The following is a 19746-nucleotide window of genomic DNA, read 5'->3' on the forward strand; positions in this document are numbered from 1 at the left end:
AAAGAAGAAAAAAAGCAAAGCTAGTAAAATTTCAATTCTGTGAAAAAAGTGAGAGAAACCATTGTTACCTGTCTTTTGATTTCAAGCGAATTTGTGAAAATGAAATAGGATTTCTTTAAAATCAAAATATAAAAGAATAATACTTTCATAAAAAATAGTCAAAATCGATAAAGATTGTTTTGATCGTGACCAAAGTCTTTTTGTTTCAACTCAACTACCCAAAGCCTTTGTCACGCCTTCAACAAAATTTCACTTGTTAGAAACTATCACTTTGTAAATAACGATGAAAAATTTCATGAAATATCCATTTATTTTCATTTTATATTAAAAAAATTTTAGCAGATTCTTTAAAACCTTCTGGTTATTTTTGTGTCTATTTATAAGATCTCTTAACTTTTATTAAACAAAAAACTCTGATGCCGTGGCAACTGATAAGAATCAGCAGCCCACAGAACATCAGAGCAAATCAATGAAATTGATTATTTATTTTTCAAGTTGTAGAATGCTTGCAAGCCTTTGTATTCGGCAACTTCACCAAGTTGGTCTTCGATACGTAGTAATTGGTTGTATTTTGCAATACGGTCAGTACGTGAAAGAGAACCAGTTTTGATTTGGCCAGCGTTTGTTGCAACTGCGATATCAGAGATTGTTGAATCTTCTGTTTCACCTGAACGGTGAGAAACGACTGCAGTGTAACCAGCTTCTTTCGCCATTTCGATAGCATTGAATGTTTCAGTCAATGTACCGATTTGGTTAACTTTGATCAGGATTGAGTTACCGATACCGTTTTTGATTCCTTTTTCAAGGATTTCAGTATTTGTAACGAACAAGTCATCCCCTACTAATTGAACTTTGTCGCCTAAGCGTTCAGTTAATAGTTTCCAACCATCCCAGTCGTTTTCATCCATACCGTCTTCGATAGTGATGATTGGGTATTTGTTAACTAATTCTTCTAAGTAGTCAACTTGTTCAGCAGCAGTACGTTTTACGCCGTTTTCGCCTTCAAATTTAGAGTAGTCGTAAACACCGTTTTCGTAGAATTCTGATGATGCACAGTCAAATCCTAGGTATACGTCTTTACCTGGTTCTAAACCAGCAGCTTTGATTGCTTCTAAGATTGTTTCAACACCGTCTTCAGTTCCTTCAAAACGAGGAGCGAAACCACCTTCGTCACCTACTGAAGTTTCTAAACCACGTTTAGACAAGATTGATTTCAAAGCGTGGAATACTTCAGTACCCCAACGTAAGCCTTCTTTGAATGTAGGTGCGCCTACAGGCAAGATCATGAATTCTTGGAAAGCGATTGGTGCGTCAGAGTGAGAACCACCGTTGACGATGTTCATCATAGGAGTTGGCAATACTTTTGTATTGAATCCGCCTAAGTAGTGGTATAAAGGTACTTCTAGGTAATCAGCAGCTGCACGAGCAACAGCGATAGAAACACCAAGAATCGCGTTTGCGCCTAATTTACCTTTGTTAGGAGTTCCGTCTAAAGCGATCATTGCTTTATCGATAGCCATTTGGTCACGTACATCGTAGCCGATGATAGCTTCTGCAATGATGTTATTTACATTGTCAACTGCTTTCGTTACACCTTTACCGCCATAACGAGCTTTGTCGCCATCACGTAATTCAACTGCTTCGTGTTCACCTGTTGAAGCTCCTGAAGGAACCATTCCGCGGCCGAAAGCACCTGATTCTGTGTAGACTTCTACTTCGATAGTTGGGTTACCACGTGAGTCTAAGACTTCGCGTGCGTAAACATCAGTAATAATTGACATGTTTTGTCTCTCCTTTGAGTTTGTTTTATCTTAAGGGGAAAGCCCCTTGCGAACAACTTAATTGTAGTGAAAAAATCACGATTCTGCAAATGTTATTTTCATGAAAATGAAATTATTTTACAGCATCTAATAATGCTAGGAATGAATCAGCTTGCAAGCTTGCGCCGCCAACTAATGCTCCGTCAACATTTTCTTTTGCCATGTATTCAGCAATGTTTTCAGGTTTTACAGAACCGCCGTATTGGATACGCACGCTATCTGAAACTTCTTTGCCGTATAATTTTTCAACGGTTTTGCGGACAACGCCACAAATTTCGTCTGCGATGTTTGCATCCGCTGATTTACCAGTGCCGATCGCCCAGATTGGTTCGTACGCAATCACAAGATTACTTACTTGACCGTCTGTTAAACCGTCTAAGCCAGCAGTGATTTGTCCTTCGATCCACTCCGCTGTTTTGCCAGCTTCATAGGTTTCTAAAGATTCACCACAGCATAGGATTGGGATCATGCCGTTTGAAAAGATTGCTTTGGCTTTTTTGTTGATGTCTTCATCTGTCTCATGGAAGTATTCACGACGTTCTGAATGACCAATGATGACATAGTCAACACCTAGATCTGCTAAAGCTGCTGGTGAAGTTTCACCAGTAAAGGCACCTTCATTTTCCCAGTAGCTGTTTTGAGCAGCAATTTTTAATTCTGTTCCTTCAGCAGCATTCACTAATGTTTCTAAGAATAGAGCTGGCGAACCGATCACAGAGTCAACTGTATCGTTGCTAGGAATTTTTGTTTTGACTGCTTCAGCAAATTCTTTTGCTTCTTTCGCAGTTTTGTTCATTTTCCAGTTTCCGGCAATAATTGGTTTGCGCATGTTCTGGCACTCCTTTTCGTTATCAAGCGTGCAAAGGAGATCCTTTGCACGGCTTGTCATTGATTATTTATCGTTGATCGCAGCTAGGCCAGGAAGTGTTTTTCCTTCTAGCAATTCAAGGCTGGCACCGCCACCTGTTGAGATGTGGGTAAATTTGTCAGCAAAACCTAATTGTTCTGCTGCAGCTGCAGAGTCACCGCCACCGATGATCGTTGTTGCATCTTCAAGGTTGGCAATTGCTTCACAAACACCGATCGTACCATTTGCGAAGTTAGACATTTCAAACACACCCATAGGTCCGTTCCAAACGACTGTTTTTGCGCCTTTTAATGTTTCAGCAAACAAAGCGATAGTTTCAGGTCCGATATCTAAGCCCATTTGTCCTTCAGGAACATCACCAGTATGTTCTTCTGTTGGGACATCATTTGAAAATTCAGCAGCAGTGATTGAATCAACTGGTAATACTAATTTATCGCCAGCTTTTTCGATCAATTCTTTTGCTAATTCTACTTTGTCTGCTTCCACAAGAGAATTACCGATTTCCATACCTTTGGCTTTGTAGAACGTATACGTCATTCCGCCGCCGATCAAGATTTTGTCTGCTTTAGGAATCAAGTTTTCGATTACGCCGATTTTGTCAGATACTTTTGCTCCACCAAGAATCGCGATCATTGGACGTTTTGGTTCTTCGACTGCTTCACCGATGAATTTGATTTCTTTTTCCATTAAGAAACCAGCAACTGTTGGGATACCTGTTGAAGCGATCCCTACGTTTGACGCGTGTGCGCGGTGTGCGGTACCAAAGGCATCATTTACAAAAACATCGCCTAAAGAAGCCCAGTATTTACCTAGTTCAGGATCGTTTTTGCTTTCTTTTTTGCCATCGATGTCTTCGAAACGAGTGTTTTCAAAAACAACGACATCGCCATCTTGCATGTTGTTGATCGCTGCTTCTAATTTTTCGCCGCGGGTTTCATCCACGAAAGTTACTTCTTTGCCTAACAATTCGCCTAGACGTTTCGCAACTGGCGCTAAAGATTTTCCAGCTTTATCTGCTTCTTCTTTCACACGACCTAAGTGTGAGAAAAGAATTGCTTTTCCGCCGTTTTCGATCACGTAATTGATTGTTGGTAATGCTGCTTTGATCCGTGTATCATCTCCGATCACTCCATCTTTCAATGGAACGTTGAAGTCCACACGTACAAGAACTTTTTTATCTTTTAAATCGATATCTTGAACTGTCATTTTCGCCATGAACAGATTCCTCCTAGCATAATTGTTAAAAAAAGCGGAGAAGCGCGATGCTTCCCCGCTTTCTCTTGCGATGGTTTAAATTAAAGTCGTTCGCAACTCTTATAGGTTAGCGAAGTATTCTAAAGTACGTACTAATTGTGCAGTGTATGACATTTCATTGTCGTACCAAGCAACAGTTTTAACTAATTGTTTGTCGCCAACAGTCATAACTTTTGTTTGAGTTGCATCAAATAATGAACCGTAAGTCATACCAACGATATCAGAAGAAACGATTTCGTCTGTGTTGTAACCGTAAGATTCGTTTGAAGCTTCTTTCATTGCTGCATTGATTTCATCAACAGTTACTTCTTTGTCAAGAACAGTAACTAATTCAGTTAATGAACCAGTTGCAACAGGAACACGTTGAGCAGCACCATCTAATTTGCCGTTCAATTCTGGGATTACTAAGCCGATCGCTTTAGCAGCACCAGTTGAGTTAGGCACGATGTTTGCAGCAGCAGCACGGGCACGGCGGAAGTCACCTTTAGGGTGTGGTCCGTCTAGAGTCATTTGGTCACCTGTGTAAGCGTGGATTGTAGTCATTAATCCTTCAACTACACCAAATTTGTCGTTCAATGTTTTCGCCATAGGAGCTAAACAGTTTGTTGTACATGAAGCACCAGAGATAACTGTTTCTTCACCTGTTAAAGTTTCATGGTTTGTGTTGTAAACGATTGTTGGAACATCGTTTCCACCAGGAGCTGAGATAACTACACGTTTTGCACCAGCTGTTAAATGTTTTTCAGCAGCTGCTTTAGAAGTGAAGAATCCAGTACATTCTAACACGATTTCAACACCTAGTTCGCCCCAAGGCAATTCTTCAGGGTTGCGGTTAGCTAAAACTTTGATTTCGTTTCCGTTCACATTGAATGAACCTTCGTGAACTTCAACTGTACCGTTGAAACGTCCTTGTGTTGTATCATATTTTAACAAGTGAGCTAACATTTTAGCATCTGTTAAGTCATTGATAGCCACAACTTCGATTCCTTCTACTTCTTGGATACGACGAAATGCTAAGCGTCCGATACGTCCAAATCCATTAATACCTACTTTAACTGTCATTTAAGATTTCCTCCTTATGAAAATCATAAAAATATTTATTTTAAAGGGTTGCCCCTTTTAAAATCTCATTTGCGCAAGCTTCATCGGTGATGAGCCAGGTTTGTTTTGGTGCATTTTTCATGTATGCATTGACCGCTTTGGCTTTTGATTGTCCGCCAGCGACCGCAAAAATGATTGGGACTTTTTGCAAATCTTTTAATTGAAGTCCGATGCGAGGAACTTTGTAGACGACCTCGCCAGCTTCGTTAAAGAAATACCCAAAGGATTCTGCAACTGCATTTTTTTGTTTTAACATCAGAATTTCTTGTTCTGACATTTTTCGTCGAGCCGCCATATGCAACGCCCGTCCAATACTATGAATAACACAATTCGCTTGACTTATCAAGTTTAAGACATCAACGATGGCGGGTTCTTTCAAGAGAAACTCGTAGGTGTTCATGCTTAATTGTTCTGGTACAAACAAGGAGCGATAATCGCCGTTTGTCTGCATCGCCATTACTGAGCTGACTGAGTTTGCTTGCACGTTGACTGATTCTCCGATACCGCCACGGGCTGGAACAAACAAGTTATGACGTTTGGCGGTTTCCAAATTGCCCAATTCCTCGGCAACTTTCGCCATTGTCGTCCCTCCCATCACTGCGATGGTGTTTTTGCCTTCTGGCAATAAGAGATCCAACGATTCATTCAGCAACTGGCCAAATTCAGCAATCACTTTCGGTTGTCGATCACCATCGCCGCTCGCAATCAAACAACGTTCGATGCCAAAGGTCTCTGATAATCGTTTTTCGATTTGGTGCATTCCGAACAGCTGATCCATCAGTGCACCGATCTTCGTGTACACTTCTTCTCCATAGGCGGTCAATTGCATGCCGCTTTTTGAAGAGTCGATCAGTTTTAGCTTTTTAAGGATATCTGTTTCCGTCCTCAACACGCGTTCCGTCATTGATAAACTTTCCGAAAGTGTCCGGCGGCCAACGGGCTGCATCCAATAAATATTTCTTAAGATACGGTAACGTTCCTGGAGTACAGCGAGAATATCCGGGGTGATTGCCTCAATCAATTTTAATTCATCGAGCATTTTATATCCTCCCGTTGGACAATTTTCGTCCTACAATGACTTAAAATGACCCATCGATTGCAAAAAAAATTTGAATCTGTTTCCTACAGCAATAATAGTAGCACTTATCGCCTTGATACGCAACTATTTCAGTCACAAAATCTTGCTTTTCATAAAATCGTCATAATTTGAAAAAGAGGAAAGGATCGATAAAAAAAGGAAAGGCTTTGCTGCCTTTCCTACTCGTTAATAGCACGTTTTGCTTTACTCGAATCGTTTCCGCTTGGAAGAACCTGGGATATTCATAGCTTCACGATACTTTGCCACCGTTCGTCTGGAAATATCGATGCCCTGGGCTTTGAGGGCATCTGTCAACTTCTGATCTGACAATGGTTTATTTTTGTTTTCTTCATCGATCAGTGCCTTTAGCTGCTGTTTGATCGATGCCGTCGTCAGGTCATCACCGCTTTCTTGTGTCGAAACTTTCTGTCCAAAAAATAGTTTTAATTCAAACACCCCAAAGGAGGTTTCCAAGTATTTCCCGTTGACCGCTCGGCTGACCGTTGATTCATGAATCCCTAATTCTTCGGCAACTTCTCTTAAAACCAATGGCTTTAATGGGCGATCTGGTTGAGTGAAAAACTCCTTTTGCCGTGCAACGATCTGCACCCCGACACGATAGATGGTATCCCCTCGTTGCAGCAAGGTCTTTTTCAGCCACTCGAACTCTTGGGCTTTATTGTCTAAATAACTTAAGACCTCTGGATCACCGCTTTGCTTCAATTGATCAAAATATTGCTGCTGAAAGCGAACCTCTGGTAAGGCGCGTTTGTTTGATTTCACGATCGGCTGTCCTTTTTCAACCGTCACCCGCAGGTCAGGAACGATGTAAAGCCCATCGGTTGACCCAAACGCAGCCCCTGGTGTGGGGGTCAATGTTTGAACATAATCAAAGACCTTTTGGATCTCAGTTAATGGAATCTGCAGCGCTTTGCTGATTTTGTCCCACTTGCGCTCTGCCATTTCCGTAAAAAATTCTTCTAAAATGAGATAGGCCATTGGCGGCGCATAGTCATCTCTTTCCGTTTGCAGCATCAAACACTCTCTTAGATCACGAGCACCGACGCCTGCTGGATCTAGCTGCTGGATCAAGGTCAAGGCATCGAGCATTTGGATTGGGGTCCCACCAACAAGTTTTCCAGCTTCTTCCAGATCAATCGTCAAAAAGCCGTTTAAATCAATGTACTCGACTAAAAATAAAACGATCGTCCGCAAGAAGGTATCTCGGTAGTTTAAATGCACTTGATCAATGAGGTATTCGAATAAAGACGTATGCTGGTCAGGGATCTGGCTTAAATAATCCATCAATTGTTCTGATGAGCCATTGCTTTTGCTTGGTGTGATGGGCGAATCATATTCCCCCAGATCAATCAATGGATTTTCTAATGCTTGGTTATCTATGAAGGACAATAATTCGTCTGCAGAAAATTGCAACACTTGGATCGATTGCTGTAATTTCTGCGTCATAGCAAGCTTTTGCGTCTGTTTTTGTTGTTGTGAAAATTGCTGTTGAAATTTCATCATTCTACCTCTTGTTTTTTTCACTGAAATTGGTTAAACTAATATTTGTGCTTCGCGCCTTTAGTGTAGTGGATATCACGTAAGATTCCGGTTCTTGAGACGGGGGTTCGATTCCCTCAAGGCGCGTTTTTTCTTTTCGTTACAAGTATACTCGATTCAAATCAATAATTCAAAAGCACTTAGGGACCGCTGATGCGGTTCCTTTTTTATTTGTATCTATGTAAGAAGGCGAACTCGTCCTTCAACGATTAAAAGCTGCTTGCAGCCATAAGGCGAAAAAAAGAAGAGGATTACTCCTCTTCTTCCTCTTCATCCGCAAAATCATCTTCATCATCGTCATCGATAATGGTTAGATCTTCCTCAATGCTGTCAGGTAATTCTTCTTCATCATCGGTGCTATTGTCGGCGCCGATTTCTTGCAAGTCTGAATTGTATGCCGAGATTTCTTCATCCTCGTCATCATCATCATCAAAGAGATCATCTTCTTCGTCATCTGACAAATCAGTATCCTCAGGATCATCATCGTTATAATCGATTGCGTCTTCATCATCGTTGATAAAGGCATTGACTTTTTTACGTTTGCGACGACGTGGTGTATCTTCATCCTCGTCTTCGATGCCATGGTTGACTTCTTCATCGATCGAATCAATGGCGTACCATGAACGTAAGCCCCAACGATTGTCGCCTAAAGAAATAAAACTACCGTCGATATTCAAGTCTGTATAAAACTGCGCCAATGAATCACGAATCTCGCTGTCTGAAGTTTCAAGATAGTTTTGAATTTGGTTGACCAAATCAGAAAAATCCATCACGTCACCGCGCTGCTCTAAAATCGCATGGGCAACTTCAATCATCGACAATTCGTTTTTATTTACACCTTCAAATACATTAATTTCCAAACGGGACACGTCCTTTCACAGTCTACTCCTAATCATACAAAATTACGCCTCAAATTGCAATTTTTTCTTTCAATTTCCCTTTGATCAAGCGGTAAATTCTAAAGATAGTTTGTATTCGCCGACTTTGTCAGCAGCCATGAACAAGTCATAATCGATATCGATCTTTCCCGAGTATGGACGGTCTTTCAAGCTAACGTGCAGGTGATTGGTGAAGGTGTGGAACATCATCAAACCATACGGGGTTTGGTAGCTCGTCTCTAACCGTTCCTTATAAGAAAATTTCAAACGCATGCGCATTTCCCCTGAGCGAATCAATTGAATCAATCCGTCTGGCATGATTTTCATCGTGACGGGAACGTCGGTACCGTCTGGCTGGATCTCTTTGTAACGGATATATAAGGTATCACCGATCTTGACTGCTTGTCCTTGCAGATCAAACAGAAAGTTCTCTGTTTCCCCTGCTTGACGTACATTGGTTGTTAAATGAATCGAGATTGGGATTCCTTTTGATAATTCTTGCATGTACGTGTGCCTCCTTTGAAGATTTCAGTTTCATTCTTGCTTTTTTTCATTCGTTTGTCAATCATTTCAGTTGATTCTCCTTGGTCTATTTCTTCATTGAAAATAAAAAAGCGAAAACAAAAGTAAGTTTTCATTCTTTTCTCCAAGTAATTTTCCAAGAATCGTATATAATAAGGATAACAGGTATTTTTAAAGGAGTTTAACCGATTTGACTATCTATATAATGGATCAAACCTTACCACGTATCCACAATCCTTATGAGCCGTTTGCTTTCACCGATGTTGCCACCGAAGCTGCTGGCAAACTTGAACAAGTTTATTGTCATTTTTGGCAGTTGTCCGATACGATGATTTTAGGAATGAAAGATACCCGGCTGCCTTTTTTGATAGATGGTCTGCAGGTTTTGAAAGAAGCTGGCTATGACTCGATCATCCGCAACTCAGGCGGGCTTGGGGTCATCAATGATGCCGATATTTTGAATGTCTCCCTCATTTTCCCTAAACATTTGGCTGCCACTACGGATGCAGCCTATGAAATGATGGCGACATTGTTGCAAACAGCCTTTCCTGAGCGGACAATTTTGGCTTATGAAATTGCTGACTCGTACTGCCCAGGCACCTATGACCTGAGTATTGACGGAAAAAAAATTGCTGGCACCGCACAACGACGGATCAAAGACGGCGTGGCTGTCATGATGTATCTGAGCATCAATGGCGACCAACCAGCCCGCGGCTCTCTCGTTCGTCGTTTTTACCAAGCAGGTTTAAAAGAGCGCTTTGGTACGGATGGCTATCCAGCCGTCAATCCTGCGAGCATGACCACTTTAGAAGCGGCTCTCGGCCGTAAGTTTACCACACAAGAGGTGATTGACCGCTTGCAAAAAGCCCTGCTTTTCTTGATCACAGACCAATCCCTATATCCGCTTGAGTCACTGGATCAATGGCTTTCAGAAAATGACCTTAGCGAACAAATGCAGCAACGCTTAGCTGGCACGGAAAAGCGAAATCACCCAATAAAGGAGTTTAGCGATGAGCCTACCATATAAATATCAAACCTTAGCGATAGAAAAAGTGTTTCGTGACCCTGTTCATAACTATGTCCATGTGCAGCACCAAGTGATTTTAGACTTGATCAATTCCAAAGAAGTGCAGCGTTTGCGACGAATCAAACAACTAGGGACTGCTTCTTTCACCTTTCACGGAGCAGAACACAGCCGCTTTTCTCACTCCTTGGGGGTTTATGAAATCAGCCGCCGCATTTGCGATATTTTCCAACGCAATTATTCGATTGAAAAAGTTGGACCGAACGGCTGGGATGATAAGGAGCGTTTAGTGACCTTGTGTGCAGCATTGCTTCATGATGTGGGCCATGGTCCATACTCCCACACCTTTGAGCATATTTTCCATACAGACCATGAAGCCATCACAGTGGCGATCATCACTTCTCCTGAAACGGAAGTTCATCAGATATTGAACCGAGTGGAGGCTGGATTTCCTGAGAAAGTGGCAAGTGTCATCACTAAAACCTATCCAAATCCCCAAGTCGTTCAAATGATTTCCAGTCAAATCGATGCTGATCGGATGGACTACTTGCTGCGCGATGCTTATTTTACCGGCACTGAATACGGCACGTTTGATCTGACCAGAATTTTACGAGTGATTCGTCCGTACGAAGGCGGTATTGCTTTTTCTATGAATGGCATGCACGCTGTGGAGGACTACATCGTCAGTCGTTACCAAATGTATGTGCAAGTTTATTTCCATGCGAGTTCTCGAGGGATGGAAGTGATCTTAGCCCACTTGCTGGATCGTGCTGCAGAACTTTATCAAGTGGATCAGGAAATGTTTCAAAGCCATTCGCAACTGCTTCTCCCATTTTTAAAACAAGAATTCACTTTAGATGAATACTTGAAACTCGACGATGGCGTGTTGAATACCTACTTTACCCAATGGACGGAAGAGAATGATCCGATCCTCAGCGATTTAGCCAAGCGGTTCTTAAATCGTAAACCGTTGAAATCCGCTCGCTTTGACGATGAGACGCAGTTGCCGATGATTGAAGAAATGCAGGGATTGGTGGAAAAAGTCGGCTTCAATCCCCGCTACTATACTGCCATCAATTCAAGCTTCGATCTGCCTTATGATTTTTATCGACCAACTTCTGGTAAGCATCGGACACAGATCGAATTACAGGAAAAAGATGGTTCCCTTGTAGAATTATCCCAAGCCAGTCAACTTGTTGCAGCCTTAGCGGGACAAACCCAAGGTGACCAACGCTTTTATTTTCCAAAAGAAATGATTGACCCCAACATCCAAAATCACTATGATTTATTTGGAGAGACGTATCAAGAGTTTGCCAAGCACATTCGCAATGGTGCTTTGATCAAACCAAGCCACTAGGAGGAACTTATGAGTATCAAACTGATCGCCATCGATATCGATGGTACCCTGCTGAACAACGACCGCAAGATCACTCCAGCAGTTTACAAAGCATTAAAAGACGCAGAAGCACAAGGCGTGCGCATCGTTTTGTGTACGGGACGCCCCTTAACTGGTGTCCAAGATTTATTGAAGGAACTAGACTTATTTACGGACAATGATTTCGTGATTACCTACAATGGCTCTTTGGTTCAAAAAACCAAAAATCAAGAGATCATCTCTGAATTCGGCTTGTCCCAAGATGACTATCTCTTTGTTGAGATGACTGCGAGAAAATTAGGGGTTCACCTTCATGTAGAAACTGAGGATACCATGTATACCGCTAACCGCGATATCAGTCCTTACACGATTTATGAAGCCTTCTTAGTCAACATGCCATTGAAATATCGGACACCAGAAGAAATGACTGCTGACTTGAATATCATCAAAATGATGATGATCGATGATCCCGCAATACTGGATCAGATCATCCCACAATTGCCGAGTAGTTTGACCGACAACTACAATGTGGTTAAAAGTGCTCCATACTTCTTGGAAGTCCTAAATAAACAAGCCCATAAAGGAGCTGCTGTCAAAAAATTGGCGGAGCACTTAGGCATCAAACAAGAAGAAGTCATGGCGATCGGCGATAATGAAAATGATTTAACCATGGTGGAATATGCTGGTATCGGTGTGGCGATGGCCAATGCTACTGAAAACGTGAAAAATGCCGCAGATGTCCTAACCGCTTCAAATGAAGAAGACGGTGTAGCAGAAGTGATCAACAAGTATGTTTTAACAAATAACTAAGTGCAAAAAAGTCAGGTTTCCTTTTTATCGGAAACCTGACTTTTTTATTTTGCCAACCACTGTTCAACTGCCCATTTATGGCTGCCGCGTTTCAATCGTTGGATCGCTTCTTCTGGCGTGTGCCAAGACAATTGATTGGTTTCTTCTGTCGGTTCACAAACTTTTTTCCACTGTGTCATTAAATAGAAATAGCCCGGGTGATGGTAAAATGTATCGCGATGGCGCGAATAGAAGTATTCAACTGCCTCCCCTAGATACTCAGCAATCTCCCCTTCAAATCCAAGTTCTTCAATCAATTCTCGTTGGATCGCTTCTTCTTTGCTCTCATTTGGCTCAATTTCACCACCAGGCAAAAAGTATGCGCCGTTGGGTGCTTGCACCAAGATCACTTCATTTTTTTCGTTTGGAAGAACGACATACGCCCCATATCTTGATTTGTATGGTTTCCCCGCTTCTTTTTCCCCGAACACAATTTCCTTTTCTGGCATGATTCCCTCCACCAACACTTTCTTTCCATTTTACCCTATGCCAATAGTCTGGACAAGCTGGAAATAACGCTCGGTTGTCTTTTATTCGTTACAAAAAGAGAAAATATGTTATCATACAACTATCAAGATCGAAAGGATGATTTACCCATGAAAATGGCTCACACATGTGTCCGCGTCAAAGACTTAACGGCTTCTCTAGATTTTTATCAAACTGCCTTTGGTTTTGAAGAATCTCGCCGTCGTGATTTTCCTGAACATAAATTTACTTTGGTTTACTTAACTTTGCCTGGTGATGATTACGAGCTAGAGTTGACCTATAACTATGACCATCCTGGCTATGAGTTAGGCGACGGCTATGGCCATATCGCCATCAGTACCGATGATCTAGAAGCGCTTCATGAGAAGCACCAAGCGGCTGGATTTGATGTCACTGATCTGAAAGGACTCCCAGGAACTTCTCCTTCTTACTATTTTGTGAAAGATCCTGATGGCTACAAAATCGAAGTTATTCGCGAAAAATAAAGCGAAGGTGATCGAAAAAAGGACCTCGTGTCCTTTTTTCTTTTTCGATCCATTTACTAGTAGAAAGGTTTGATCAAATGAAACCCATTATCGGCATCGCTGCTAATGAACGACCAATGATTGAAGAAGCAGAACATTGGTTGTCCTATACACCCAAAAATTTTGTGACCCATATCCAACAAGCCCAAGGCATTCCCCTATTATTACCAATGGGTGTCGTGGAAGATGCTGCGACTTACATCAGCAAAATCGATAAACTCTTGTTAGCCGGTGGTCACGATGTCTCCCCTGTTCACTATGGCGAAGATCCTCATCCATTGATTCAAGGCATTCATCCTGATCGTGATGTCTTTGAATTGGCATTGATCAAAGAAGCAGTGGCTCAAAACAAACCGATCTTTGGAATCTGCCGCGGCATGCAGTTACTCAATGTCGCATTTGGTGGGAGTTTGTACCAAGATCTCTCTTTGATCGATCACCCAACGATCAAACACGTGCAATTGCCGACGTTCTTTCAATTCCCTACACATCGGGTAAAAATCAAGGCAGACAGTCGTTTGGCTGCTCTTTTAGGCACAACCTATCACGTCAATTCTTTTCATCACCAAGCGGTCAAAACCGTTGCGGATGATTTCAACGTGATTGCCACCGCTCCTGATGGTGTCGTTGAAGCCATTGAATCCACTGCCTATGGCGCACCGATCTTAGGCATTCAGTGGCATCCTGAGCTAGCCGCTCACAAGCTGCCTTCTGAGCAATCGATCTTCAACTTTTTTGTGCAGGAATTCTAAAGGCTTGCCCCTTGTTTTCTAGATTTTAGCGAATAAAAAACGCCCGATCACGAAAAGGATCGGGCGTTTTGCTTATTTTTCGTTTTTCATTAACACTAATGATTGTTTCAACGTTGCCAAGATACCATTGTCGTTATAGATCAAGACATTTGATTTGTACATTTTTGCAGAAACCAGCATCAGGACGATCGTGGTAACAGCAAGGATCCCTACTGAAATCAATGCACCGCCGATACCCACTGTATCATTAGCAAGCCGTACTGGCATAATGAAGGAAGATAAAAATGGTACATAGGAAGTTACTCGTAAGACCACGTTATGAGGATCCATACCGCCTAGCACGATTCCAAGCATATACCCGCCCAATGAAAGATACGTCACTGGAATGATGGCTTTCGCCGTATCTTCTGCTTTGTTCACTAACGACCCGCAAAGGGCTGACAAGACCGAGTAGATCAAAATTCCTAAGAAGACGAAAACGATCGCAAACACCAGGAAGGGACCAAAAATGCCATCTGTCGAAAAGTTTGCCAACAAGTCTTTTACCATTGGGTTATCCTTGATCCAGAAATAGCTCCCGCCAAAAATCGCAACATAAGCAACTAGCTGGGTCGCTGCAACCATGATTACACCCGTCAATTTGGCATAGTAATGGATTTGCGCCCGTGTACTAGACAAAATGACTTCCATGATGCGTGTGCCTTTTTCAGAAGCGATCTCTTGTGCAATGATCTGTGCGTAAGTAATGATAAAGAAAAAGAGGATGATTGTTGCGATCATACTTACTAGTGATTGCATCGCGGTATTGTCTTCCCCATAAGTCATTTCGCCATCTTCACCGAAGGAAACTTTTTGACGATCAAGCGGTGCGACTTCACTAAGGACTGCCACTTGCTCAGCAGTCAAGCCAAGCTCACTAGCTCTATAGGAAGACTGCAACCCCGTCAATAACTGTTGGATCGTCAGCTCTAAAGCTTGCCCCATCGAGGACTCGCTTAATAATTCCCCTTGCAGCGTATCCCCAGAAGCAGTAATAAGTAACAAAGCATCAGCATCTTTATCTGCCATCTGTTGCTGCCCTTGTTCTTCGCTGTCAACAATTTCAAATTCAAAATCATCGCCGCTTTGGTCCACAAAGGTCTGCGCAATGGCTGGTTCATTCGCATAAACGGCAATTTTGTCGACACTGTTCATACCATCAGCAAAATAACCAATGAGATAAAATGCCCCCGTTGCAATAAATGGCACGAGAATCATAATCAAAAACGAAATTGATTTGATATTTTTTTTATAAACATCTAATGCGATTACCCAAAACTTACTCATTCATTTTTCCCGCCTTCCGCTTAAAGATTTCTTCTAACGTTGGCGGTTGTTGATTGAACATAGGGATATAACCATCCGCCGTTGCTAAATCAAATAAGGTTTTTCCTACTGCAGGATCAGCGATCGTAATATCATAGCTGCCATCTTCTCTGGCAAGAACTTCCTCGACACCTGCCACTGCCAAGAGCTGTTCTTTCGTCAAGTTGGATTCTAAATAGACTTTCGTCCGCCCAAAGGATTCACGAATTTCATGAACTTTTCCGTTTAAGACGGTTTGACCATCCCGCAGCATAATCAAGTGATCGCAGATTTTTTCCACATTATCCATATTATGACTGGAGAAAATGACACATGAGCCATTTTTTTTCAGTTCAATGATCCCATTTTTCAACAGTTCTGCATTGACGGGGTCTAACCCACTAAATGGCTCATCTAAAATCACCAATTTTGGTTCATGGATCAACGTTGAGATCAGCTGAACTTTTTGCTGATTTCCTTTTGATAGCGATTTGACTTTATCGGTTTTCTTGCCTTTGACTTTAAATTTGTCCATCCAATAGTCGATTTTTGGTACGATGTCTTCTTTCTTCTTGCCTCGTAACCGCGCGAAATAGATCAATTGATCTTCAATCGCTACTTTTGGAAACAAGCCGCGTTCTTCTGGCAGATAGCCGATAATATTGTATTCTTTTTCACTAATTTTATGGCCATCCCATAATACTTCCCCTTGATCGGCTTTCAAGAAATCCAAGATCAATCGGAATGTCGTCGTTTTACCAGCACCATTTTGACCAATCAAGCCCATGATCTGTCCATCATTGATGGTAAAGGACAATTGATCGACTGCTGTATAATCGCCAAATGTTTTTACTAATTGTTTTGCTTCTAACACATGCTCACCTTCCCTATCTAATAAAATATATCACTAAAGAAAAAGCCGATAACGGCGCCAATGATCGCTCCGACAAACATCAAGATGACGGTATCGCGGATCACTCGTTGACGCTTCGCCAGTTTCTCTGGTTCATTGTAATAACTTGCTCGATTTTTATATAAGAATTTCATCAGGATCGTGGTCAATCCTACCCCAATCGGGATAAACACCAGCCCCGTAATCAATCCTAGTCCAAAGGACCAAAATGGATTTGTGCGAATATTGAAATAACGGATCAAAAAGTAAATTGCTGCCAATATCACTAAACTGATCACCGAAAGTAGAATCGATTTTTTCATTAAATACCGTGTTTCATTATCGATCCGTTCTTGATAGCTTTCTTGGTCACTGAAAATCGCTGGTGTGTCAGGAGACGCTTTAAAATAAAAATAGCGATCTTTATAATTGCTGATATAAGTCCAGCCTCCTGCTTGATACATCGCTAAGTAATCAACGATCTCAGAGGGCTCTCCTTCGAAAAAGTCTACTGCATATTTGGTCGTTTCTGGGTCTCCTTTGATAAACTTCAAAAACCCTAACCGATTCATCTTCACAAAGTGCCACCCTAACGACGCTTGTTTTTGCAGACGAACCATTTCCTTTTCTGGGTAATAGGCTACACCAAGTGAAAGAAGGTATTTCTTATTGATGCCCATCTTGCTCTCCCCCTAACGCTTCGAAAACCTGTTCTCCGATTTGATAAAATAATTTGCGCCGTTGAATATCTTTCTCCAGAACTTGTCTTCCTTCTGGTGTAATCTGATAGATTTTTTTTCGGTCAACGCTCTCCTCTAAATCGATCCACCCCTTTTTCGTCAGCTTCTTTAAAATCGTATACATCGTTGCGGGACCAATCTCAAACGTCCCTTGGCTCAGCTCATGGATCTGTTTCATGATGAGATACCCATGTTTCGGCTTTAAAAGCGCTAATAAAATCAAATAGGTTGAATCTGTCAATGCCTCATCCATTTGATTCCTCCGTCCCACTAGCTATATCACTTAATGATATATTATCGAATGATATAACCAGCGTCAATCTTTTTTTGAAAAATAAAAGCCGTCTCCACTAGGGGAAACGACTTTTTGAACATTAGTTAGCAATTTTGACAGGCGTATTATAAGGGATGTTATAGTAAAACCATTTGGCATCTGGGACTGCTAAACGAATGCAGCCATGAGAAGCCCGAGTGCCTAATTTTCGTCCTTCAACAGAACTAAAAGCATTAGTGGACCAAGCAATGCTCGTTGGAATCGTATGGAATAAATAGACGCCGTGATCTTTAAAGGAACGGTAGTAAGCGGCTCCTGAAAAAGCTAAGCCTTTTTCTGCTTGGATACGGAAATTCCCTAAAGGTGTTGGCGTATTGAAGGCACCGGTCGAGCAAAGCATCGTATAAATCACTTTATTTCCTGATTTGATGTAGACCCGCTGTTTGCTGATAGATACTTCAATGTTTAAGTTTTTAACGTTTAATGAAGGATATTTCCCTCCTGTAGTATACATCCAAAAGTTGCTATTTACATTTGTGGTTTGATTTTCCTTGACCCAACCGATTCGACCAGCTGGCGAAACGAGATACAAGTAATTGCCATCACTCGTTTTTGCTAGTTTGGTCGCTTGTGCCATATAGCCTTTGTAGGCACTCTTTTTCCCAAGTTTGGCACTATTTGGATCGGCTTTTTCAAAGAAATTGCCATCCCCATTCTTGACGACCACGTAGCGGCTAATGTTGCTTTGAGAAGTGATCGTATGGGCATTGGTCACCCCACTTGCATTGATGTAGCCTAACCATTTGTTGTTGAGATAGAGGGAGTAGTAGGTGGAGCCATTGAAATGTAAAAATTTTCCTTTAACTTGTATATTTTTATTCACATATTGTTCAGCAGTACCCATTTTTTTTGTGAAATTCAAATTTTGCCAAAGAGTATCTTTCTTGTTTTTTATACGCATAGTTTTCTTTTCGCTTTGCCAAACACCACCTTTATTATTAGCAACTGTCACAGCTTTTTCATCAATATAACCGATCCATTTATTGGATGAATCATAAAGAGTAAGGTAAGTTGTTCCGTTAAAATGAACATATTTACCCTTAGCTAAATATGTTTTATAGTATAACGCATTAGTATTATTCTTTTGGCTTTTTAAGTTAAAACTTCCCCATATAACAGTGTTTTTCTTTGTCAGAGAAATATATCTATTGAAGGTTGAATATGCACCATTGGCACCAGCGGTGATTTTTACACCAGTTTCTTTAATATAACCTAGCCAATTATTCTTATTATCATATAATGAATAATATATAAAACCGTCAAAATGATGAAAACGTCCTTTAACTCTGTATGTTTTACCCTCTAACCCCGCTGTTGTACCTCTCTTTTTTAAAGTTAAAAAGTTATGCCATAATGTAGATTTACTATTAGTAATAGTCGCATATTTTGACTCCGCACTCCATATCCCACCAGGTGATGTCGTTAATTCAAGCCCGATGGCTTTTATCCAACCGATGAGAACATTTTTATTTGAATACAATGCGTAATAGGCCACGTTATTATTCGTCGTGAATACTTCTTTGATTTCAAAAGTTTGACCAGTAATACTTGAAGAAGTGCTCGTTTTTTTATCTAAAAACACATCTTGCCAAAGCGGTTCTTTCGCACTTGTAACGGTTGCATATTTTTTCTCGGTTTTGTAGGTTCCGCTGGCAACTTTCACTGCTGCTTCTGCTACGACACCGACAACCTTTTGATCGTCACGAATTTCAAGATAGGTCCGCTTATCGGCACCTTGATACCGTTTGACACTACGGTATACCTTGCCAGCTAATTCATTGATCGTTCCTTGCTCGATCAATTGATCCTTCTCAAAACGGTAAAGGATGTTTTGCGTTTCAGGATTGGCTGCTGCAACCGGATTGATTTTTATATATTGGTTATTAACTGCAACTGATTCAACATCAATGATCCCTAAGTCTGGTTCTTCAGAAGATTCTTCCGTCGATTGAGTAGATGAATCTTGTGTGGCCTCGGTCTGACTGGTCTCAGTCGCAGCCGTGCTAGTACTTGACGTTGTTTCTGATGAAGAGGTAGACGTTGATGAAGACTCAGTTGCCGTGCTTGACTCTGTACTCTCTGTACTTGCCTCTTGAGATGATGCTGCGCTCGCTTCTGAGAAACTTTCTGACGTCGCCTCTTGTGCAGTGACAGACGCTGCTGTCGGATCCCCTTCATTTGCTGCATAAACTTGTGTGATCGTTCCTGCAATGGGTGCGACCAGTACCCCAACAATCGCAACGCCTTGAAGCAACCCACGTTTCAACTTCTTCATTTTTATTCCCCCTTTAATCCTATTTTGGTATTACTTTCTTACTATATTAACAAGATATTTTTTAGTGCCA

General features: G+C 41.4%; 19 protein-coding genes and 1 tRNA gene. 6 read left to right on the plus strand and 14 right to left on the minus strand.

What is annotated here, in order from left to right:
• Positions 1 to 479: 479 nt before the first annotated feature.
• The 6 genes from eno to rpoN form a co-directional block, all read right to left on the minus strand.
• Positions 480 to 1781: a surface-displayed alpha-enolase gene (gene eno, locus IGI73_RS12030; protein ID WP_005228686.1), complete on the minus strand. Its 1302-nt coding sequence runs from the start codon at positions 1779 to 1781 to the stop codon at positions 480 to 482.
• Between the two features lie 112 nt (positions 1782 to 1893).
• Positions 1894 to 2649, minus strand: a complete 756-nt coding sequence (gene tpiA, locus IGI73_RS12035) for a triose-phosphate isomerase (RefSeq protein ID WP_010749804.1) — start codon at positions 2647 to 2649, stop codon at positions 1894 to 1896.
• A 63-nt stretch (positions 2650 to 2712) separates the two neighbouring features.
• A complete protein-coding gene (locus IGI73_RS12040) occupies positions 2713 to 3903 on the minus strand; it encodes a phosphoglycerate kinase (RefSeq protein WP_005234355.1) in 1191 nt (396 codons plus the stop codon).
• A gap of 99 nt (positions 3904 to 4002) precedes the next feature.
• A complete protein-coding gene (gene gap / locus IGI73_RS12045) occupies positions 4003 to 5004 on the minus strand; it encodes a type I glyceraldehyde-3-phosphate dehydrogenase (protein ID WP_005228677.1) in 1002 nt (333 codons plus the stop codon).
• Between the two features lie 40 nt (positions 5005 to 5044).
• Positions 5045 to 6082: a sugar-binding transcriptional regulator gene (locus IGI73_RS12050; RefSeq protein WP_005228675.1), complete on the minus strand. Its 1038-nt coding sequence runs from the start codon at positions 6080 to 6082 to the stop codon at positions 5045 to 5047.
• A gap of 243 nt (positions 6083 to 6325) precedes the next feature.
• The gene (gene rpoN, locus IGI73_RS12055; RefSeq protein WP_176323943.1) at positions 6326 to 7645 is read right to left on the minus strand and encodes an RNA polymerase factor sigma-54; all 1320 of its coding nucleotides are present in this window, start codon (positions 7643 to 7645) and stop codon (positions 6326 to 6328) included.
• Positions 7646 to 7696: 51 nt separating this feature from the next.
• Here rpoN and IGI73_RS12060 point away from each other — a divergent pair.
• A tRNA-Arg gene (locus IGI73_RS12060) sits at positions 7697 to 7768 on the plus strand.
• Between the two features lie 164 nt (positions 7769 to 7932).
• Here the strand turns inward: IGI73_RS12060 and rpoE are convergent.
• Together rpoE and IGI73_RS12070 are read right to left on the minus strand one after the other, a co-directional pair.
• Positions 7933 to 8541 carry a DNA-directed RNA polymerase subunit delta gene (rpoE, locus tag IGI73_RS12065; RefSeq protein WP_005234347.1) on the minus strand — a complete coding sequence of 203 codons (609 nt, stop codon included), beginning with the start codon at positions 8539 to 8541 and terminating at the stop codon, positions 7933 to 7935.
• Positions 8542 to 8625: 84 nt separating this feature from the next.
• The gene (locus IGI73_RS12070; RefSeq protein WP_005228669.1) at positions 8626 to 9063 is read right to left on the minus strand and encodes a DUF1934 domain-containing protein; all 438 of its coding nucleotides are present in this window, start codon (positions 9061 to 9063) and stop codon (positions 8626 to 8628) included.
• A 223-nt stretch (positions 9064 to 9286) separates the two neighbouring features.
• Here IGI73_RS12070 and IGI73_RS12075 point away from each other — a divergent pair, with 223 nt between their 5' ends.
• From IGI73_RS12075 to yidA, 3 genes are read left to right on the plus strand one after another with little or no spacing between them, the layout of a single operon-like run.
• On the plus strand, positions 9287 to 10108 hold the full coding sequence (locus IGI73_RS12075) for a lipoate--protein ligase family protein (protein WP_428206814.1): 822 nt from the start codon (positions 9287 to 9289) through the stop codon (positions 10106 to 10108).
• The gene (locus tag IGI73_RS12080; protein WP_010749809.1) at positions 10092 to 11462 is read left to right on the plus strand and encodes an HD domain-containing protein; all 1371 of its coding nucleotides are present in this window, start codon (positions 10092 to 10094) and stop codon (positions 11460 to 11462) included. The genes IGI73_RS12075 and IGI73_RS12080 overlap by 17 nt, the downstream gene beginning before the upstream one ends.
• Before the next feature lie 9 nt (positions 11463 to 11471).
• Entirely contained in the window at positions 11472 to 12290 is an 819-nt protein-coding gene (gene yidA, locus IGI73_RS12085; RefSeq protein ID WP_005228663.1) for a sugar-phosphatase, read from the plus strand.
• A 44-nt stretch (positions 12291 to 12334) separates the two neighbouring features.
• Here the strand turns inward: yidA and IGI73_RS12090 are convergent, their stop codons facing one another.
• Positions 12335 to 12778: an NUDIX hydrolase gene (locus tag IGI73_RS12090; RefSeq protein ID WP_005228661.1), complete on the minus strand. Its 444-nt coding sequence runs from the start codon at positions 12776 to 12778 to the stop codon at positions 12335 to 12337.
• Positions 12779 to 12925: 147 nt separating this feature from the next.
• Between IGI73_RS12090 and gloA the strand changes: the two genes are divergently transcribed.
• Together gloA and IGI73_RS12100 are read left to right on the plus strand one after the other, a co-directional pair.
• Complete coding sequence (gene gloA / locus IGI73_RS12095) at positions 12926 to 13300, plus strand: lactoylglutathione lyase (RefSeq protein ID WP_005228659.1); 375 nt, start codon at positions 12926 to 12928, stop codon at positions 13298 to 13300.
• Positions 13301 to 13377: 77 nt separating this feature from the next.
• Positions 13378 to 14091: a gamma-glutamyl-gamma-aminobutyrate hydrolase family protein gene (locus IGI73_RS12100; protein WP_015510190.1), complete on the plus strand. Its 714-nt coding sequence runs from the start codon at positions 13378 to 13380 to the stop codon at positions 14089 to 14091.
• A gap of 72 nt (positions 14092 to 14163) precedes the next feature.
• On the opposite strand, the gene IGI73_RS12105 is transcribed toward IGI73_RS12100, so the two are convergent.
• The 5 genes from IGI73_RS12105 to IGI73_RS12125 form a co-directional block, all read right to left on the minus strand.
• Positions 14164 to 15417 carry an ABC transporter permease gene (locus IGI73_RS12105; protein ID WP_005228656.1) on the minus strand — a complete coding sequence of 418 codons (1254 nt, stop codon included), beginning with the start codon at positions 15415 to 15417 and terminating at the stop codon, positions 14164 to 14166.
• A complete protein-coding gene (locus IGI73_RS12110) occupies positions 15410 to 16309 on the minus strand; it encodes an ABC transporter ATP-binding protein (RefSeq protein WP_428206598.1) in 900 nt (299 codons plus the stop codon). Before IGI73_RS12110 ends, IGI73_RS12105 begins: the two co-directional genes overlap by 8 nt.
• A gap of 17 nt (positions 16310 to 16326) precedes the next feature.
• A complete protein-coding gene (locus tag IGI73_RS12115; protein ID WP_010749814.1) occupies positions 16327 to 17007 on the minus strand; it encodes a DUF2812 domain-containing protein in 681 nt (226 codons plus the stop codon).
• Positions 16994 to 17320 carry a PadR family transcriptional regulator gene (locus IGI73_RS12120; protein ID WP_015510192.1) on the minus strand — a complete coding sequence of 109 codons (327 nt, stop codon included), beginning with the start codon at positions 17318 to 17320 and terminating at the stop codon, positions 16994 to 16996. Before IGI73_RS12120 ends, IGI73_RS12115 begins: the two co-directional genes overlap by 14 nt.
• A 121-nt stretch (positions 17321 to 17441) precedes the next feature.
• Complete coding sequence (locus IGI73_RS12125; protein ID WP_428206600.1) at positions 17442 to 19676, minus strand: L,D-transpeptidase family protein; 2235 nt, start codon at positions 19674 to 19676, stop codon at positions 17442 to 17444.
• Positions 19677 to 19746 lie beyond the last annotated feature (70 nt).

The organism is Enterococcus sp. DIV0755f, assembly GCF_051713725.1.
Classification (GTDB): domain Bacteria; phylum Bacillota; class Bacilli; order Lactobacillales; family Enterococcaceae; genus Enterococcus_D; species Enterococcus_D casseliflavus.

Bases quoted from the DNA above. Each gene is read 5' to 3' on its own strand.
- IGI73_RS12105 (WP_005228656.1), bottom strand. From the start codon at position 15,417: ATGAGTAAGTTTTGGGTAATCGCATTAGATGTTTATAAAAAAAATATC.
- gap (WP_005228677.1), bottom strand. From the start codon at position 5,004: ATGACAGTTAAAGTAGGTATTAATGGATTTGGACGTATCGGACGCTTA.
- IGI73_RS12120 (WP_015510192.1), bottom strand. From the start codon at position 17,320: ATGGATGAGGCATTGACAGATTCAACCTATTTGATTTTATTAGCGCTT.
- IGI73_RS12075 (WP_428206814.1), top strand. From the start codon at position 9,287: ATGGATCAAACCTTACCACGTATCCACAATCCTTATGAGCCGTTTGCT.
- eno (WP_005228686.1), bottom strand. From the start codon at position 1,781: ATGTCAATTATTACTGATGTTTACGCACGCGAAGTCTTAGACTCACGT.
- IGI73_RS12100 (WP_015510190.1), top strand. From the start codon at position 13,378: ATGAAACCCATTATCGGCATCGCTGCTAATGAACGACCAATGATTGAA.
- IGI73_RS12080 (WP_010749809.1), top strand. From the start codon at position 10,092: ATGAGCCTACCATATAAATATCAAACCTTAGCGATAGAAAAAGTGTTT.
- rpoN (WP_176323943.1), bottom strand. From the start codon at position 7,645: ATGATGAAATTTCAACAGCAATTTTCACAACAACAAAAACAGACGCAA.
- IGI73_RS12070 (WP_005228669.1), bottom strand. From the start codon at position 9,063: ATGCAAGAATTATCAAAAGGAATCCCAATCTCGATTCATTTAACAACC.
- yidA (WP_005228663.1), top strand. From the start codon at position 11,472: ATGAGTATCAAACTGATCGCCATCGATATCGATGGTACCCTGCTGAAC.
- IGI73_RS12040 (WP_005234355.1), bottom strand. From the start codon at position 3,903: ATGGCGAAAATGACAGTTCAAGATATCGATTTAAAAGATAAAAAAGTT.
- gloA (WP_005228659.1), top strand. From the start codon at position 12,926: ATGAAAATGGCTCACACATGTGTCCGCGTCAAAGACTTAACGGCTTCT.
- IGI73_RS12090 (WP_005228661.1), bottom strand. From the start codon at position 12,778: ATGCCAGAAAAGGAAATTGTGTTCGGGGAAAAAGAAGCGGGGAAACCA.
- tpiA (WP_010749804.1), bottom strand. From the start codon at position 2,649: ATGCGCAAACCAATTATTGCCGGAAACTGGAAAATGAACAAAACTGCG.
- IGI73_RS12125 (WP_428206600.1), bottom strand. From the start codon at position 19,676: ATGAAGAAGTTGAAACGTGGGTTGCTTCAAGGCGTTGCGATTGTTGGG.
- IGI73_RS12115 (WP_010749814.1), bottom strand. From the start codon at position 17,007: ATGGGCATCAATAAGAAATACCTTCTTTCACTTGGTGTAGCCTATTAC.
- IGI73_RS12050 (WP_005228675.1), bottom strand. From the start codon at position 6,082: ATGCTCGATGAATTAAAATTGATTGAGGCAATCACCCCGGATATTCTC.